Annotated in this window: 19 protein-coding genes; 12 read left to right on the top strand and 7 right to left on the bottom strand. The window is 43.2% G+C overall.

What is annotated here, in order from left to right; all coding sequences use genetic code 11:
* Window positions 1-3: 3 nt before the first annotated feature.
* Window positions 4-219 carry a hypothetical protein gene (locus tag Q1J64_RS13230; RefSeq protein ID WP_301109560.1) on the bottom strand — a complete coding sequence of 72 codons (216 nt, stop codon included), beginning with the start codon at window positions 217-219 and terminating at the stop codon, window positions 4-6.
* 149 nt (window positions 220-368) lie between these two features.
* Between Q1J64_RS13230 and nagZ the strand changes: the two genes are divergently transcribed.
* The 5 genes from nagZ (at window position 369) to Q1J64_RS13205 (ending at window position 7625) form a co-directional block, all read left to right on the top strand.
* Window positions 369-1982 (top strand): beta-N-acetylhexosaminidase, encoded by a 1614-nt coding sequence (nagZ, locus tag Q1J64_RS13225; RefSeq protein WP_301109559.1) that lies wholly within the window; start codon window positions 369-371, stop codon window positions 1980-1982.
* 13 nt (window positions 1983-1995) lie between these two features.
* Complete coding sequence (locus tag Q1J64_RS13220; protein ID WP_301109558.1) at window positions 1996-2628, top strand: alpha/beta fold hydrolase; 633 nt, start codon at window positions 1996-1998, stop codon at window positions 2626-2628.
* Window positions 2629-2711: 83 nt separating this feature from the next.
* Window positions 2712-3506 carry a VLRF1 family aeRF1-type release factor gene (locus tag Q1J64_RS13215; protein WP_301109557.1) on the top strand — a complete coding sequence of 265 codons (795 nt, stop codon included), beginning with the start codon at window positions 2712-2714 and terminating at the stop codon, window positions 3504-3506.
* A 107-nt stretch (window positions 3507-3613) separates the two neighbouring features.
* Window positions 3614-5977: a penicillin acylase family protein gene (locus Q1J64_RS13210; RefSeq protein WP_301109556.1), complete on the top strand. Its 2364-nt coding sequence runs from the start codon at window positions 3614-3616 to the stop codon at window positions 5975-5977.
* 331 nt (window positions 5978-6308) lie between these two features.
* Window positions 6309-7625, top strand: coding sequence for a purine/pyrimidine permease (locus Q1J64_RS13205; protein ID WP_301109555.1), 1317 nt, complete (start codon window positions 6309-6311; stop codon window positions 7623-7625).
* 23 nt (window positions 7626-7648) lie between these two features.
* On the opposite strand, the gene Q1J64_RS13200 is transcribed toward Q1J64_RS13205, so the two are convergent.
* The gene (locus tag Q1J64_RS13200; protein WP_301109554.1) at window positions 7649-7801 is read right to left on the bottom strand and encodes a hypothetical protein; all 153 of its coding nucleotides are present in this window, start codon (window positions 7799-7801) and stop codon (window positions 7649-7651) included.
* Window positions 7802-7805: 4 nt separating this feature from the next.
* Window positions 7806-7979: a hypothetical protein gene (locus Q1J64_RS13195; protein WP_301109553.1), complete on the bottom strand. Its 174-nt coding sequence runs from the start codon at window positions 7977-7979 to the stop codon at window positions 7806-7808.
* 151 nt (window positions 7980-8130) lie between these two features.
* On the opposite strand from Q1J64_RS13195, the gene Q1J64_RS13190 reads away from it, so the two are divergent.
* Entirely contained in the window at window positions 8131-8685 is a 555-nt protein-coding gene (locus Q1J64_RS13190; RefSeq protein ID WP_301109552.1) for a DJ-1/PfpI family protein, read from the top strand.
* A 150-nt stretch (window positions 8686-8835) separates the two neighbouring features.
* Here Q1J64_RS13190 and Q1J64_RS13185 read toward each other — a convergent pair whose 3' ends face one another.
* On the bottom strand, window positions 8836-10479 hold the full coding sequence (locus Q1J64_RS13185) for a catalase (protein ID WP_301109551.1): 1644 nt from the start codon (window positions 10477-10479) through the stop codon (window positions 8836-8838).
* A 496-nt stretch (window positions 10480-10975) separates the two neighbouring features.
* The gene (locus tag Q1J64_RS13180) at window positions 10976-11599 is read right to left on the bottom strand and encodes a YIP1 family protein (RefSeq protein WP_301109550.1); all 624 of its coding nucleotides are present in this window, start codon (window positions 11597-11599) and stop codon (window positions 10976-10978) included.
* A gap of 150 nt (window positions 11600-11749) precedes the next feature.
* Between Q1J64_RS13180 and namA the strand changes: the two genes are divergently transcribed.
* Window positions 11750-12772, top strand: a complete 1023-nt coding sequence (namA, locus tag Q1J64_RS13175) for an NADPH dehydrogenase NamA (protein WP_301109549.1) — start codon at window positions 11750-11752, stop codon at window positions 12770-12772.
* On the opposite strand, the gene Q1J64_RS13170 is transcribed toward namA, so the two are convergent.
* Window positions 12769-13266 (bottom strand): metallophosphoesterase family protein, encoded by a 498-nt coding sequence (locus Q1J64_RS13170; protein WP_301109548.1) that lies wholly within the window; start codon window positions 13264-13266, stop codon window positions 12769-12771. The two genes, namA and Q1J64_RS13170, sit on opposite strands and share 4 nt — an antisense overlap.
* A gap of 106 nt (window positions 13267-13372) precedes the next feature.
* On the opposite strand from Q1J64_RS13170, the gene Q1J64_RS13165 reads away from it, so the two are divergent.
* The 5 genes from Q1J64_RS13165 to Q1J64_RS13145 all read left to right on the top strand — a co-directional run bounded on the left by Q1J64_RS13165 (window position 13373) and on the right by Q1J64_RS13145 (window position 16958).
* Window positions 13373-13741, top strand: a complete 369-nt coding sequence (locus Q1J64_RS13165; RefSeq protein ID WP_301109547.1) for a carboxymuconolactone decarboxylase family protein — start codon at window positions 13373-13375, stop codon at window positions 13739-13741.
* Between the two features lie 105 nt (window positions 13742-13846).
* Window positions 13847-14170 (top strand): PadR family transcriptional regulator, encoded by a 324-nt coding sequence (locus Q1J64_RS13160; protein WP_301109546.1) that lies wholly within the window; start codon window positions 13847-13849, stop codon window positions 14168-14170.
* Window positions 14167-15051: a permease prefix domain 1-containing protein gene (locus tag Q1J64_RS13155; protein WP_301109545.1), complete on the top strand. Its 885-nt coding sequence runs from the start codon at window positions 14167-14169 to the stop codon at window positions 15049-15051. The genes Q1J64_RS13160 and Q1J64_RS13155 overlap by 4 nt, the downstream gene beginning before the upstream one ends.
* A gap of 14 nt (window positions 15052-15065) precedes the next feature.
* Window positions 15066-16091, top strand: a complete 1026-nt coding sequence (locus Q1J64_RS13150; protein WP_301109543.1) for a hypothetical protein — start codon at window positions 15066-15068, stop codon at window positions 16089-16091.
* A gap of 132 nt (window positions 16092-16223) precedes the next feature.
* Window positions 16224-16958 carry a YqcI/YcgG family protein gene (locus Q1J64_RS13145; protein ID WP_301109542.1) on the top strand — a complete coding sequence of 245 codons (735 nt, stop codon included), beginning with the start codon at window positions 16224-16226 and terminating at the stop codon, window positions 16956-16958.
* A 30-nt stretch (window positions 16959-16988) separates the two neighbouring features.
* Here the strand turns inward: Q1J64_RS13145 and Q1J64_RS13140 are convergent, their stop codons facing one another.
* Window positions 16989-17807, bottom strand: coding sequence for an STAS domain-containing protein (locus Q1J64_RS13140; RefSeq protein ID WP_301109588.1), 819 nt, complete (start codon window positions 17805-17807; stop codon window positions 16989-16991).
* Between the last annotated feature and the right edge of the window lie 32 nt (window positions 17808-17839).

Genomic DNA, 17839 nt, shown 5'->3' with positions numbered 1-17839 from the left:
TTTTTACTTTCTTTTATTAGAAGTTTGGTCTTTGTCGTGATTGGTTTTGTTATTCTTATTTTTGGCTTTCGAGTCAAATTCTGCTGACAGTTCTTCATTCATATTGTCATTCGGATTATTATTGTTGCTGTTGCTGGCATCCTTACTTTTGTTTTGATACGTATCGAAAGGATTGGTAGTTCGTTCATTCATCGTTTGTTTATTGTTTTTATTGCCCATGATGAAACACCTCCTACAGCGTAATATGGCAAGAAAATCAGAATTTATTCTGCCGCGTATGAGTTCTTCAATTATCTGAAAAATGGTATGATAGCTGAAAGAAGTATTGAAAAACACATTGTATGATTTCTATCAAAGAGGGTGAATTTTTGGAGAGACGAAACCAAACTGTTCTACTGATTATTTTCAGCATCTTGTTGCTGTCGGCTTGTTCAACTAATGAGCAAAAAGAAGAACGATTGCAAGAAGAACAGAATGAGAAAACCTTAGCTGAGATTCAAGAACTGGCTGCACATGGACAAATCCTTGGCGAGCGGTGGTTTGCGGGCGTTACAGAATTTCAGGAAGTTAGCGAAAGCTTAGGCGAACCAGACCAAAAAAATCGTGCAGGCAACGGTACGTATGCAGTATATGAAGATCATGACACAGTAATCGGATTGACGGAGAATAACCGAGTGTTTGACTTGCGTTCATCTGCTCCTGATATAAAAAAGATCACCCGAGCACATACTGAAAAGATAGTAGGTATTCCTGAAGAAGTTCGGCATATTGACGAGCAGGACATTCTCGTTTATGAACTGAATGAAGAGTTTCAATTGAAATTTGTGTTCTTATCTTCAGATGATACTGCAACAATAGATCACCTTTCTGTCGTCCATAAACCGAGCGAACATATTCAAAAGAATGTACTTGGCATGTCCTTGGAAGAAAAACTGGGACAGCTCATATTGATGGGCGTTCAAGGAACGGATTTAGATCCAGCGGCAAAAGCATTTATTACAGAACAGCATGTAGGCGGCATCATCTTATTTAAACGCAATTTTATCGATACTGTGCAATCACTGGATTTAATTAATGAAATGAAACAGGCTAATAAAAGCGGCAAAGCTCCGTTACTGATTGGAGTAGATGAAGAAGGCGGTCGTGTCACGAGGTTGCCGGAAGAATTAGTAAAAACTCCTTCAAATCGCATGATCGGTAAAACAGCAGACGGAGATTTTGCATTTCAGGTTGGAGAAATGCTAGGTGAAAAGCTAGGTTCATTTGGTATTAATATGGACTTTGCGCCTGTGCTTGATGTGGACAGCAATTCGAAAAACCCTGTAATTGGGGACAGATCTTATGGGTCAGACGCTCAGCTCGTAGGCGAAATGGGGGTGCAGCAGTTGCACGGTATGAAATCAAAGCATGTAGTGCCGGTCATCAAACATTTTCCAGGTCATGGAGATACGAGTGTAGATTCGCATATTGATCTGCCGGTAATCCCGCATAGTGAGGAACGGTTACAAAAGGTTGAGCTTCGTCCATTTAAAGAAGCGATTGAGAGCGGTGCGGATGCTGTAATCGTCGGACACTTGATTGTGGAGGCGTATGATCGTGAAAATCCGGCGTCGTTTTCTAAGTCGGTTATAACGGAATTACTGCGAGAGGAACTGTTTTTTGATGGTGTGGTTATTACAGATGATTTGGTTATGGGTGCGATTGAAAAGTATTATTCGATTGGCGATGCGGCAGTCAAATCTATTCAGGCTGGCGGCGATATCCTGCTTCTCGGCCACGGCTATACGCCTGTTAATGAAGTATTAACTTCATTGAAAACTGCGGTGGCATCAGGAAAACTTACGGAAGAACGAATCAATCAGAGTGTTGAACGAATTCTTACACTGAAACAAACGTATGAGTTGAATGATGAATTACCTCAGAAAGTAGATGTAGATGGACTTAATGAGCAGACGGAAGAGCTGCTGTTGAAAATGAAATAGGCGAGGTGATCCTATGGAAGACCAAGTTCTTTTGCTGCACGGCTTCAATAAAACGTCACGTGATATGGCGACGCTTTCGGCCCATTTGGAAGAACGTGGCTTTCATTGTAGATCCCTCAATCTGCCTTTAACACGCCTGGAATTTGACCGTTCTGCGAGCATTGTTGAACAGGCATTACTTGAAATGACAGCACGAGATAATAGGAAAATTCATATGGTTGGACATAGTACCGGCGGACTGCTGATACGCCAAGTTCTGAAAGAAACTGGTGTGGGGGATTTGATCGGGCGATGTGTGCAGATTGCAGCACCAAATCAAGGCAGCGGTCTTGCGTATACAGCGAGTAAAGTAAAAGGCTACACCTACTATTTCAGAACTTTACGTTCATTGCATACCGATTATATTGAGAAATTGAAGTTACCTGAAGCTCAAGCTGTTTCAATTGGAGGGATTGCTGGAACACGTAGTCATTTATGGCTTGGCAAACTATTGAAAGGTGCCAATGATGGTAGAGTGGAATTGGCATCGGTTCATTATCCAGGGCTGGCAGATTTCATTGAGCTACCTTATGGTCATAAGGAAATTCATCATCAGCAAGAAACTGCTGAATTAATCGTACGATTTTTGCGTTCAGGTCACTTTTGAAAACATTTACAGCTTCCGTTCTCTTGTAATTTCCTGGTTAGCGGGCATGCTACTGTTGAGGGAATAATGAGGAGGATGAATGGATGAGCATGAGCGAAGAGTTAAAACAGCTGAAGGCGTTTCATTGTGATGACCGTTGCGTACTTTCCGTCTACTTGAACACCAACCCTGCCGATAGGGATCAGCAGCAAGCAGCATGGCGAATTCATCTGAAGTCTGGACTGAAGAGGCTGGATGAATATATCGTTGCTTCTAATAACGAAAAAGAGCTGACTGCCTATCGCTTGGTCAAGGACAAAGTCATGAAAGAAATTGAGCATAATCAGAACGATTTGGCAAAAGGCGCTGTCATCTTTGCGGCAGCTGATCCTGAAATCTGGTCTGTCCATTATGTTCAGGTAGCAGTCAAGACAAGCTTTCATTGGGAGAACCATGCGATGACTGATGAATTGGAGTATATGTTAAAAGCATACCCTGAAGCAGGAATCGTACTCCCGAGTTATAGTGAAGTTCGAATTTTGGACACGGCGATGGGTAGAATACGTGATGAAACCGTGTATGAATTCGACTCAGGACTAGACGTCTGGAAAGAGCAAAAGAGCGTCAAGTCTTCTTTGCAGCGAGGTGTCGGAGGCCACACAGACGGATTCGATCAGCGGCTGAAAGAAAATCTAGATCGGTTTTATAAACAGATGGGTTCAGTCGTCGGTACCATGAAGAAAAAGCGCGGCTGGAAAGAAATTCACGTAGCGGGTGAAGCGGAACTGGCGAACAGTTTTGCGTCTGTTCTTTCTCAGAAGCCTGAAAGCTGTATTCACAAAAACTTCGGTAGAGCGAAAAACGAAATAATCATCCAAAAGGTCTTCGAATCCCGATGAAAATGGAAGCACACTGCTTTTCTGGCAGTGTGCTTTTCCATGTAAAGAGGAATAATCAAATAATTCTAGAATATTATAATAGAATGATAACAAGAGGGGGAAAGAAAATGAGTCGCAGAAGAAAAATATTCTTATGGAGTTTGAGTGTGGTGGCGGTCATTGCAGTATCTTTGGCACTGTTTGTAAACGCTTACATATCTAAATCAAAACCGATGACGGCAGGTGAGCGTCAAGTATCATTTATTATGGAAGACGTGGTCATTACACGCGACGATAATGGTGTACCGCATATTAATGCTAAATCAGATGAAGATTTATACAAAGCACAAGGATACGTGCAGGCGCAGGACCGCTTATTCCAAATGGACTTGGCACGCAGACAGGCAAGCGGGCGTCTGGCTGAAGTGATCGGCGACGCGGCTGTTGACACGGATAAGCTATTCCGTACATTCAGCCTGCGCGCTGCGGCCGAAGATTCTTATGACGGTTATAGCGATCAAGCGAAAGATGTGCTGAATTGGTATGCACAGGGTGTCAATGCATTCATTGCAGAAGCAAAAGAGGGCAAAAAGCTATCGTACGAATTTAAATTACTTGGCTATGAACCGGAAGAATGGACACCGCAGGATTCTTTGACAGTCGGTAAATATATGGCCTATGACTTGGGTGGGAGATGGCAACCACAGGCATTTCGCCACTGGGCACTGAATGAGTTCCCGGAAGACAAAGCAAAGGAATTATTCATCACTTATCCAGAAAATGCTGAATCAATCATGACAGCGAATAAAGAACATCCAGTAGAAGTAGCAGGAAAGTTTTTACCTGAATTATCGCCGCCGGAATTTAACGGCAGTAATAACTGGGTATTGTCAGGAGAAAAAACGGCTTCCGGTATGCCGCTTCTCGCGGATGATCCGCATCTTGGATTGAGTACACCTTCTATCTGGTATCAAATGCATTTACAGTCTCCAGAGCAAAATGTCGGTGGGGTCATATTTGCGGGAACTCCGGGAATTATATTAGGACATAATGAAGAAGTTGCCTGGGGAGTAACCAACGTTGGTCCTGATGTACAGGATCTCTATATTGAAATACCTCATCCAAGTGAAAAAGGAAAGTTCCGTTATGACGGGAAATGGGAAGACGCTGAAATTCGAAATGAGACAATTAAAGTAAAAGACGGACAAGATATTCCATACGAAGTTGTTGTGACGAGACACGGTCCGATCATTTCAGATGTCATTTATCAAGAAGAAGATCCTGAAGCTCAATTCTCTATGCAGTGGACTGCACTCGAGCCGACAACTGAACTTGAAGCGGTCATGCTGATGAATAAAGCGACAGATTGGGACAGTTTTGAGAAAGCGCTGGAAGGATTCCATGCACCTGCTCAGAACTTTGTCTTCGCAGCTAAAGACGGCACAATTGCTTATAAAGCAAACGGACGGATCCCGGTTAGAAAGCAAGGAGATGCGCAGCTGGCGGTACCTGGTGATTCTTCGGAGTATGGCTGGGAAGGCTATATTCCGTATGATGAACTGCCCCGTGTCGTGAATCCTGATGAAGGCTTTATTGCAACAGCTAACAATGAAGTTGTCGATGAAAAGTATCCGTACCATATTACAAAATTCTGGGCACAGCCGTATCGCTATGAGCGGATCGCAGAAGTTTTGCGGGAAGGTGATAACTTTACAGCAGAGGACATGATGAAATTACAGATGGATCAGAAGAATCTTCATGCGGGCGAGTTTTTGGCTGACATGATTAGGTCGGTTGAAAAAATGGATTCTGCTAGAGCATATGAAAAGACGATGAAAACCATGAAATACTGGGATCAAGTTGATTCTGCAGAAAGCGGCGCACCGCTCGTTTACCACAAATGGTTAAGGCAGCTGCAGATTGACATGTTCCAAAATGAAATGCCTGAAGATGTGTATGAGCTGATGCCCGGCAAAGGACAAATTACCGATCAGCTTCTTCGCGCAGGATACAGTGGCCAGCCAAGCGTTTGGCTGGAGGAAAAGCAAGGCGTCGATCAGTGGGTGTATACTTCATTTGTCAATGCTATGAAAAATGTTGAAAAGGACTTTGGCAGTAATCAGGATAAGTGGCAGTGGGGAGATTTCCATCAATTGACGTTCCCGCATCCGCTTAGCGCTGCTTCACCTATATTGGCAAAGTTTTTGAATCCTGAAAAACAGGCTATCGGCGGATCGAATATAACAGTACAGGCAGCCGCATTTAAAGAAGATGGATCCGTCAATCACGGGGCTTCCTGGCGCTTTGTAGCTGACTTGGAAGACTTATCAAAAACGTATCAAATCGTCGGGCCAGGACAGAGCGGACATGTGAAATCTAAATGGTTCCATGACCAAGCAGAAGACTGGGCTCTCGGGAATTACCATGAGACTGTTCTGACTGAGGAAGTGGAGAACGGCCGAGTGCTGACTTTAACGCCAGCTTCGAAATAACACTGTTTACAAAAACTGTACTGAAAGTTTAAAACACTTTCAGTACAGTTTTTTGATGATGCCGGGAGACCGGATTAGTTGAGCAGAGCGCCAAAGGAGGATCGAACCGCACCAAAGAGGTCTTGCAACGAGCCGAAGTCTGCGGTTGCCGCACATTCACATGTTCATTCCGCCCCAAACCAAACGCTGAGCGAACCAAACTGACTGTTCACCGCACCATTCACACGCATCTTTTCCACAGAAAAATAAACGTTGTAAAACTATAAAGCCAAGCTGCGTGGTATACTGAAATACATCAAATTAGCTACAGAATTATCGGAGGAATCATCCAATGAAACATCTAGCGGGCGGCATACAGTGGACAATTTTCCTCATTGCCTCATCCATAGCAGCACCTATCGCAATTGCACACGTATTCGGAATGGACCCTGTTGCGACATCACTCTTCATGCAACGGACGATTTTCGTACTTGGTATAGCCTGTCTCATTCAGGCGTTCTTTGGCCATCGCATGCCAATCAATGAAGGACCCGCGGGATTATGGTGGGGAATTTATGTCGTATATGCAGGCATGGTCGGTATCTTTTATTCCACTGCTACAGATGCGCTGCAGGCATTGCAGAGCGGCATGCTGTACAGTGGTGTTCTCTTTATTATTTTAGCGGCGACCGGTGTTATTACGAAAATGAAGGCGCTGTTCACTCCCGCAATTACGTTTACTTATTTACTGCTGCTGATTTTGCAGTTAAGCGGAACGTTCATAACCGGCATGATCGGTGTGGAAAATGCGGGAGATCATCTCGATCCGGTTATTTTAGGCGGAAGTTTTATCGTCCTGCTGATTACATTTATCGCAATGGGAAATAAACGGCCGACGGTTTCCAAGTATGCCGTACTGATTTCAATTGCACTCGGCTGGGGCATTTTTCTGTTGCTTGGTAAAACACCTGCAGTCGCAAAAGTGTCTGATCAATTCATACAATTTCCGAAGATGTTTGTTTACGGACCGCCGGTATGGGACAGCGGTGTGCTGGTAACAGCCGTTTTTATTACCTTTTTATTAGTTGCCAATATGCTGGCATCCATTCGAGTGATGGAGCATCTATTGATTCATCAGTTCCGTATCACGCCACCTGATAGACTACATCAGGGTGCGTTCGTATCGGGTTTCAACCATTTGATTGCTGGCTTATTTTCAGCCATCGGTTCTGTGCCCATATCCGGTTCGGCTGGATTCGTAGGTACCACGCGAATGCCTTCTATTAAGCCATTTATGATCGGAAGTCTACTGCTCGTCCTGATGACACTTTTTCCAAGTGTCATGGCAGTTTTTGCTGCGCTTCCTGCACCCGTTGCTTATGCCGTAACCTTTGCGATTTTTACGAAGATGGTATCGATGGCGTTCAATGAACTGGATGCAGATCCAGAAAAAGAACGAGCACGGCAGGCAGTGGCCTTTGGCTTGATGGTAGGAGTGGGAACGATGTTTGTGCCGGCTGAAAGTTTATCACATCTTCCCGCCATAATTGCTTCTACACTTTCCAACGGCCTGATCACAGGTACAATCTTAGCCATTCTAATTGAGCAGTTGATGATTTATCGCAGCAAGAAAAAAGTGAAGTTTGACAAAGCAAAGCCTGACAGCTGATAAGGACTGTCAGGCTTTGTATGTTATTCTGTTCGATTGGAATTGCTGTACTTCTTATCTTTCAGCCGCTGCGTAAGAATTTCATTGATTTCATTATACGTCGGACCAGATTCCGCATTCAGCCTTTTGACTTCTTCGATATCGGTGCCTGCCACTGTATATTTTTTCTTCTCCAATACTTCAGCTCCTCTTCTTTTCTGTTGAACGATATAATTCCTTCAGCGCATTCCGGTATTCCTTTCCGGATGCACCTTCCCGTCTGCGTGCGGATTCCGCAGCGCTTGCCTCAAATTCCAAACCGAGTTCTTCATTTTGTGTACCTTTATGAAAAATTTCCCGTACATTTTTCTCCATAATTGATTCCTCCTCGTCATAATATGGCTCTGTCATACAGAAAACATGTATGAATGAATAGTACTATCGACAAAAAAGAGGGTTCTATTTTAAAGTGTCGAAGTAAATAAAATAGAAACGCAATTCAGAATTAAAAAGAGGGGGAAAATGAATGAGTAAGAAAGTATTGATTCTTGGCGGAGACGCTGTAGAAGCGCTGGAAATTTTTTATCCGTATTATCGTTGCTTGGAAGAAGGTTTTGAAACGGTGATTGCGTCGCCGTCGGTGAAAAAACTCTATACGGTCACACATGATTTCATTGATGGAATGGAGACGTATGTCGAAAAACCAGCATACGGTCTGGATTCACATATTGCATTTGCAGATGTCAATCCTGCTGATTATGACGCACTGATTATTCCGGGAGGTCGAGCACCGGAGTATATCCGTCTTAATGAATCACTTCCAGGAATTGTGCGGCATTTCTTTGAAGAAAATAAACCGGTGGCTGTGGTCTGTCACGCTGCACAGGTTCTTTCAGTTTTACCGGATCTGATGGAGGGCAGAGAGTATACGGCATACATCGCGTGTAAACCAGATGTTACTGCAACAGGCGCAACGTACATCGAAAAGGATCTCCATACCGAAGGCAACCTGGTCTCAGGTCACGCTTGGCCAGATCTTCCAGGCTTAATGAGAGAATTTATGAAAATGGTAAATAAGTAGATAAAACAAAAACGCAAAACCTTATGCAGAAGGGCTTTGCGTTTTTTTGCATAGAATGAAAGTTATGAAGCGGAAGCTTAGGTTAATAAACACTCTAAACTAAAAAACCTCCCACATTCGTTGAGTGTGAGAGGTTCCTTAGATTCCGATTTAATAAGGATCTGCTTCGTGCCCTTTTTCTATTGCATCCTCAACCGCCTCTTTTGACTCCGTTGTCCCTTGTCCAAATTTTGTCTTTCCTGAATCACGCCCCGGAATGTCGGATCCAGCAGTTGTTTCTTTCATTTCTCTTATTTTTTTCTCAATGCCTGCATTGACGAGACGGCCGTATTCTTCATCTGCTTGGGTGAAGTGTTCAATCATAGCTGCTTGAATACGGGAATCGCATGCCGATAATGCTTCTGAAAGATTGTTAATCAATTCTTTTCGCTCCCAATCCTCTAACTGACGGAACGTTTCACCAGCTTGACCATAATTATTCGGACGGTCGATTGGCGCACTCATGGCTGCTGCGTTATACGTTGGTCGATGTGGTGGTCGCGTTTCCTCATGGACTTCCTCAAATCCGCCAAGTAGGGATGGTTCATAATTGATATGAGGATTTTCACCGGGCTCACGGGAATCGCGAATATCCATTTGTCCCCGTTGCTGATTGGTGCGGACTACCGTTTTAGGTGCATTGACAGGCAGTTGCAAATAATTGGTACCTACTCTATGACGCTGCGTATCCGAATAGGAGAATGTGCGACCTTGTAGCATCTTGTCATCTGAGAAGTCCATACCATCCACAAGCACACCAGTCCCGAAGGCAGCTTGCTCAATGTCCATATGGAAATCCTCCGGGTTACGATCCAATACCATACGCCCCACCGGCAACCAAGGAAATTGTTCTTCAGGCCAGAGCTTCGTATCATCGAGCGGATCGAAATCCAGTTCCGGATGGTATCCGTCTTCCATAATCTGTACAAATAATTCCCATTCCGGATAGTCTCCACGTTCTATCGCTTCGTGCAAATCCTGTGTAGCATGTCCTACATTCTTTCCTTGAACTTCATCTGCATCGTCCTGTGTGAGGTTACGGATCCCTTGTTTCGGTTCCCAATGATATTTCACCAGTACGGCTTCCCCTTTTTCATTCACCCATTTATACGTATTCACACCTGATCCCTGCATGTGACGGTAAGTCGCAGGGATGCCCCACGGCGAGAATAGTAAGGTAATCATGTGGATAGACTCCGGGGTACGTGATACAAAGTCAAACATCCGTTGCGGATGCGGAACATTGGAAACAGGGTCTGCTTTGAACGCATGAATCATGTCCGGAAACTTCATGGCATCGCGGATAAAGAAGATTTTTAAATTATTCCCGACCAAGTCCCAGTTTCCGTCTTCGGTATACATCTTCACAGCAAAACCTCTCGGATCCCTTGCAGTTTCGGGAGAGTCCTTTGCCCCTGCCACAGTTGAAAAACGAACCAATACGGGTGTTCTTTTCCCTTCGCCTGAAAACACTTTAGCACGGGTATACTTTTCCACTGGTTCATCTCCCGCTCTGCCGTAGGTTTCAAAATAACCAAATGCACCAGATCCCCTGGCGTGGACGACGCGTTCTGGAATTTCTTCACGATCAAAATGCGAGATCTTTTCTATGAAATGATAATTCTCAAGTGTTGCAGGACCACGGTCTCCAATCGTCCGGATGTTCTGATTATCTTTCACAGGATGCCCTTGGCGCGTAGTGAGTATTTCCCGCTTCGTCTCTTCTTTATTCTGCTTGGTTCTATCCTTTTTCAAAAGAACTCCTCCTCAACTATGTTTTCAGAAAGTGATGAATGAACTTTACCTAACTTAGTTCTCATTCACTCACAAAAACATCTTGCCCATAAAAAGTTCAAAGGAAACCTATTTATCTGAACGTTGCTCTGTCAAATTGATGCCTATGTATTGGATACGAGGGGATAGATCCGGTCTTTTGAGTGGGTTAGGACTCATATTAAGCGGCTGCTGGGAAGTCTGCATTCTGTTAAGAACTCAAAGCAACTTCATTTCTGTATTGCTCTTTATGTATAATTCCTTTGACGCGATTTAAACCAAATCGCGTCAAGGTATTCCCATTTACCAGGGTTCAGGTGTCTAATAAACAAACGTAAAAGTTGCTAGATTAGGGATGTTATTGAGTCAGATATTAGAGGCTTAGGCTAAGCCCTTCGGAAAGCGTACCCGCTGAAGCGCAAATCCCGAACTGCATAATAAGCTGCAAGTTACTATTGCTGTAAACAACTTGATAATTTTAAACAGCAGCAATAAACAAGAACATAAACAGCAGAATGAAAATGGGAATCATCAGCACTAATACAATACCGACAATGATCATAATCGTTCCAAAACCGCGCCATGCAGAAAATTGATGAACTACACCGATTGACTTGGATTGTATAACTGTACCGAACACACCGAGTGCGGTCATCAAAAGATTCGTAAACAGGATGACTAAAAAAGGAACAGGCCCCGAAAACGGCATACTACTCGAATCAACAAATAAATCCTTACCGTAAATCGCGAGCATCAGAAAATTATATGGGAACATCCAAATCATCGGGATGGAGCCAAGCGGTACTACCGTAGCCATATCTTTAAAGTTCCCCTTACCGCCAAGCCATTTGCCCACCCACGTGTAAAGACCCGCATTAATGAACCAGCCGATCACTCCGCCGATAAAAGAGAAAATCACTCCGATCATCACGAGTACAATAAGTGGCAAACCAAGTAGAAAACCAGTGTCCGCAAAAGCTGTTAGACCTAAACTGAATGATGCCAGCAATAAAATAAACACGCTGTAACTCCAGGTTTTATGTTCGAGTACATACTCGATAGTCCGTTTCGGCTGTGTCCATATGGTTAGTAATGGATTCATTGAAAATCGAACTCCTTTCATTTCCTCTATACATTCTATACGTATCTCCCCTTCCATATGTTTCATTTTCCTAACCTCAATCCTGAATCAGTTAAAATGTATGCAGATTTGCTATACTCTCTCTATCTGTTATTCAAGGAGGACAAATTCATGGCAACTTTATTTACACCTTATACAATACGCGGAGTGGAGTTCAAAAATCGTATCGCAATGGCGCCGATGTGTATGTATTCTTCACATAATCAAGATGGAAAAGTGGAAGACTGGCATAAAATTCATTACGCGTCACGTGCAGTCGGACAGGTTGGACTCATTATAGTGGAAGCGACGGCAGTACAGGCTCAAGGAAGAATTTCCAGTGAGGATCTCGGTATCTGGTCGGATGAACAAATCGAAGGATTGTCTGAGATTGTCCGTTTGATGAAACAGCATGGGACACGCACAGGCATTCAGCTGGCACATGCTGGCAGAAAAGCGACTGTAGACGGAACCATCTATGCACCAAGTGCAATTGCGTTCAGCGACCAATATAAAACACCGGCCGAAATGACAACGCAAGATATCGGAGAAACAATCGAAGCTTTTAAGGCAGCGGCTATACGATCTATACAAGCCGGCTTTGAAGTGATTGAAATCCATGGCGCACACGGCTACTTGATCAATGAATTTTTATCGCCGCTTTCTAATAAACGGACAGATGAATATGGCGGGACTGCCGAAAACCGCTATCGTTTGCTGGGGCAAGTAATCGATGCAGTACGGTCTGTGTGGGAAGGACCACTGTTCGTCCGTATTTCTGCAGAAGATTACACAGAAGGCGGTATGGATACAGCGCAGTATGTGGAAATGGCACGTTGGATGAAGGAGCAGGGCGTGGACTTGATTGATGTCAGCTCAGGAGCAGTAGTACCTGCAAAAATTCATTCATTCCCTGGATACCAAGTTCCTTATGCAGATCAAATCCGCACAGAAGCAAATATTCCGACTGGTGCGGTGGGGCTGATCACTACTGCACTTCAGGCGGAGGAAATTCTGCAGAACGGCAGAGCGGATATCGTACTGCTCGCGCGGGAATTATTGCGTGACCCTTACTGGCCGTATACAGCGGCGAAAGAGCTTGGAGTAGAAATAGAGCCGCCTGTTCAGTACAACCGCGGGTGGACGTTCTCTTAAATTTTCTGTTTATACAATACCATCTCTGCACGAATCTCTTCATCGACATGCAAAATGGCGAATGAATAGTAAGGTAGCTTTCGTTTGTCGGTAGGAGAGCCGGGATTGATGACTAGCGTCTGATTTATATAACGAAGCATCGGAATATGGGAGTGTCCGAATACGAGAACATCGAGCGGCACTCCCTTAAATGCTTCAACGGCTCGTTTTTCTGTCGTCTTTTTCTCACCGTGTCCGTGTACAATACCAATTCGAACACCCTCCGCTTCAATCACTTGCTGCAGCGGAAATTTCTTTTTCATTTCATCGTCATCCACATTTCCTGTCACTCCCCGTACTTCTGCAAATTCCGAAAGCATTTCATAGACTTCAAACGATTTCCAATCTCCTGTATGCAAAATCAAATCAGCTGTTTCACATTCCTGAACAAGCCGCGGAGGCAATACTTTACCTCTTCCGGGAATATGTGTATCGCCCGTAATGACAATTTTCATTAGAATTCACTCCTAAAATTTGCTGTCAGTAACTATATCATTGCCATTCTTCGTGAATAGCAAACAAAACTGGCGGACATACTAGTGATGAATTGGAGGGAATATAATGGAGGATTTCACATTTACAGATGCCGTGCTGCAGGACTACAAGATAGGTATGGGCATGATGTTGGAAAAGGTCCCGAGTTTAGTAAAATCGTTCAATGCGTTTTCGGAAGTCGGTTTTGAAGAAGGCGAAATTAGTCAGAAACATAAGCATCTAATCGCACTGGCTGTCAGCGTATACGCCCACAGCGAATATTGCATCGTCTATCATACCAAAGGTTGCATCGATGGTGGCTGTACGGAAATAGAAATTCTAGAAGCAGTAGGCGTGGCAGCTGCTCTCGGAGGCGGAAGTGCATTGAGCCAGGCAGTAACATTGGTCATGCAGACAGTTGAGGAATTGACGGAAGACCAGAATCCTATCCAATAAGTGATAACGCACCTTATCGATCAAACTCGGTAAGGTGTTATTTTTAATTATTGCATTGTAATACGAGGTACATCGTGATAGTATGTATGGAAAGAGGTGAAGAAAATGGATCAGGAAATGATGAAAGGCAGTATCGACTTGATATTATTGTCACTGATTTCCCAGCGTGATTTATATGGCTATGAGATCGTCAAGGTTCTAAAGGAATTAAGTAATGACACGTACGAAATGAGTGAAGGTACATTATACGCTGCCCTTAAGCGTTTAGAAAAAAAGAGCTGGGTGGAATCGTACTGGAAAGAAACAGAAAGCGGCCGAAGAAAATATTACCGGCTGACCGATGAAGGCGGACTGGCACTGGAAAACAAACAGGAAAATTGGGAGTGGATGAACGCACTTGTCCGCAAAAGTTCGGATGGTCTGACATGAATGAAGTATTCGAGCGTTTCGTCAGCGGTATCGTCAGGCAGACGGACAGTAATCAAGATGAACGTAATGATTTGTGCGAAGAATTGCTCAGTCATCTGGAATGCTCCTATGAAGATTTGCACAGTCAAGGCTATTCGAAAGAGGAGGCGGTCAAGATGGCGATGATGAATTTTGGCGATGATCAAGAAGTTGGAAAACAGCTGCAACAGGCGATGTATCCATACCGAAGAGAAATGATGCTGGTTCTTTCAGTTGCTTCTTTGGTTTTTGCTTTCAGTGTTTATACGCTTCAATTATTTACCCGCGGCGATGCTCATATGATCTGGCTGTTGCTGGCGGTTGTAGTAAGTACATCCATTTTAACTATCACACTGCACCCGGTTCAATCGATGAATCGTCGGCTTTGGATGAATGGATTGTTGCTCAGTCATATAGCTGTATTTGTTGCAGGAAGTCTGCTGGCTGGTAATTTGGATATGCGCTATTCAGTCGGATTAAGTATTTTTTCTTACGCAATTGTGCTGCTCGCTATTATTCTTGTGTATCGTACAACCATCTATGATTACCCTTCATCTAAGCAACCGCTTCAAAAACATGCCAAATGGATTCATTATATTAATATAACCATAGGAATTGTTCTAACTTATATTACATTATTCTTTGCCTGGGGAATTATGCTGTTCGCCGGAGATATGAACCCTGCTTTTTTAGTGATTCTGATTCCGCTTATTGTATGGGGGATTTTCTATATGGTTCAGCTGAAGCTCTTAGCCTTAAAGCTGAAAGCGCCCGCTTATGCCATTGCCATTATCGAGATACTGCTGGTAGTGGGAGCTGCTGTAATTTGGCTGTTGAACACATTCTGGCGATTTGGAATGTGAAAGGGGAAAACTATATGAAAAAGTCACTAGTAATCTTATTAAGTTTTATAGCATTCCTGACGTTTACATTCATTATGCTCGGATTGATGTTCGACAAGGATGAGAATGAAAAGCAGGCGGGATTGACAGACGTATATGATGTGTCAGCAAACGGGGATATTGCGTATGTAGTTTATGAAAAAGGAATAGCACACCTGTTAGTCAACGATAAAGAAAAACCTCTTATTCAATTGCCGGTTGAAGTGGCAATTACTGATATAGCATTTTCAGATGATGGCAGAATGCTTGCCTATACAGTTACAGAAAAAGATACTGAGATCAGTGAGGAAACGGAACTGCATATTTATAATTTGGAAAGTGGAGAAGATGAAATCGTCTTTTCATCAGATTCCTTGATTACGGAATTGGTGTTTGATCCGAAGAATCCGGATGTGCTGTTTTATTTGCAGGCGGGTATTGTGACGAATTACTCTCCGATCGCTTCAGAAAGACCTCATGAATTTGATGTGCACAGTTATAATGTAACAGAGAAAAAACAGACGAAACATACCGATATGAAGAAATACAGTATGATGTCCCTTCAGGTTTCGGCAGAAAAAGATTCCGTATTTGTTCAGATGGATGATGACGAACATGCGGAAACAGCAGATGATATATTTTCAACCAGTCAGCGTATTTTTGAAATCCCATTAGACAATCCAGATGAAAAATCGATTGTCAGCAGCCCCGTGCAAGCGGACGATATTTATGATTTTGTGATCATCCCGGAAAGTCAGGATATTGTTTATCAGGCAGTCGGGGGGACAGATGAAAACGGGACCTTTGAATATGAATTGTTCAAATTTAACTGGAGAACGTATCAAACCGAACAGCTGACTACACTGAAGGAATCGGCATCCAATCCGAAACTTGGAGCGGACGATAAAATCTATTTCATGGTAGACCGCAGTTTTGGAGAACGTACACCTGCCTATCATTTATTTTCGATTAATAGAGATGGCACAAGTCCAAAAGAAATAGAGCTTAATAATCTGGAATAGATGAGTGTGCAGCGGTTCTTTTCCTGCTGAATGACTGCATATCCTCTATGAGACAATGGGTTAAAGATGTTTCATTACCCGAAAGGTAGGGTATTCGGAGTACAGTATAGTAAGTTGAAAGGGGTTATACCGTTGATCCAGACATCAAATGCTTTATTGACGAAAGATGATTTTGTAGAGCGTAAAGATTTGCCGGATTGGCTGTTGCAGGAATATCAGACTTTCCATAATATCGTGACAGATAAAACATTTCCCTGCTATTTCGGTATGAGCGGCGAATTAAAGGGTGAATTGCGTTACGCATATATCACGCAGGATGACTGGTCAAATCTGCCGCAGGCGCTAGAATCTTTTTTGGCATTATTCGAGAATCCGAAACATAAACGGCACGGGCTGTTTGTTTTTGTCGAGCCTCTGGAAATAGAAGGCGGCATTGAAGACTACCGTCAGCAATTTTGGGATATCCTGCAATATTTGCATAAAGAAGATAAGGTTGAATGGCCGGCTGAAGCACCCCGTGATCCAGATCATTATTTATGGGATTTTCATTTCCATGGAGAACCGATTTTTGCTTTTGGAAACGCACCTGCTTACAAACAAAGAAAGACGAGAGATCTCGGCAATTCAATGGTTATTGGTTTTCAGCCGCGCAAAATTTTCAAAGGACTTTTAGGAACGGAAAAGGGCGGAATTAATTCGCGTGAGAAAGTGCGCGAGCGGGTAGAAGTATGGGATAACTTGCCGAAACATCCGGACATCAGCCATTTTGGAGATCCGACACACAATGAATGGAAACAGTTCTTCATAGGGGATGACTGTGAACCAATCACAAGTAAATGTCCTTTTAGCCATAAAGAAATGCAATAAAGAAACGATACCCAAAAGGTATCGTTTCTTTTATTTAAAATACATATTCAATGCTTGCTGCAAAGTGCCCCATGTCTGTGTCTGTGAATCGAATACGACACCCAGTGCAATAATATTTCGGACGACATCTGGTTTCAGTCCTGTGATGATCGCATGACACCCCATCATTTTGGCGCCTTCAATCATCTTCAGAAACTGATCGACTACTTCTGTATCCATTTCGGCTATACCGGATAAATCGATAATTAGCGTTTGAATTTGCTGTTTGGAGATCTCCGTCAAGACTCGTTCTTCTATAATTTTTGCACGGAAATAGTCAACCGTTCCGATTAACGGCAGGATACTGACTGTCGGTGTGATCGGTATAATCGGTACCGATAAATTTTCAACCAATTTGCGCTGTTCACGAAGCAGGGTATCTTTATATGTGGAATAATTGATGAAAAATTCATTTAAGAAGTGATCGATTTGATTATTGACTCGTTCTTCTAATTCGAAGAAGTTATAGTCATTGATTCTATATTCCTTTATCATACGCTGGATAAAAATCCATAAAGTACGGCGTATTGCTTGTACCCATTCGAGCTTTAGATCAAGCGTCAAAGAGTACGTCGCCCATGCAATTCCTTCTTGCTGTGCAAACCTGTGCAAATTCTCATCCTCTGTCCAAATAACATAGTGAACGAGTTTATGTGCATTATTGATAAGGTCTATATTTCCGATCTGTAATATTTCTTTGACTTTATCTCGTACGTTGACTGCTTGTTTCAGAAGTTCTTGTTCAAAAGCTTCTTTATGCTGAGCTAAAAATTCTTCTGCTGTATGTTGGTTAAAAGAGCTGCTTAACATCCTGCTCACCTCGAAATATTGTTTAAGATATG

It is taken from the genome of Sporosarcina sp. (genome assembly GCF_029257255.1).
Taxonomy (GTDB): Bacteria; Bacillota; Bacilli; order Bacillales_A; family Planococcaceae; genus Sporosarcina.
Note: the sequence above shows the minus strand (reverse complement) of the source record. Positions and strands in the feature narration are given on the sequence as shown.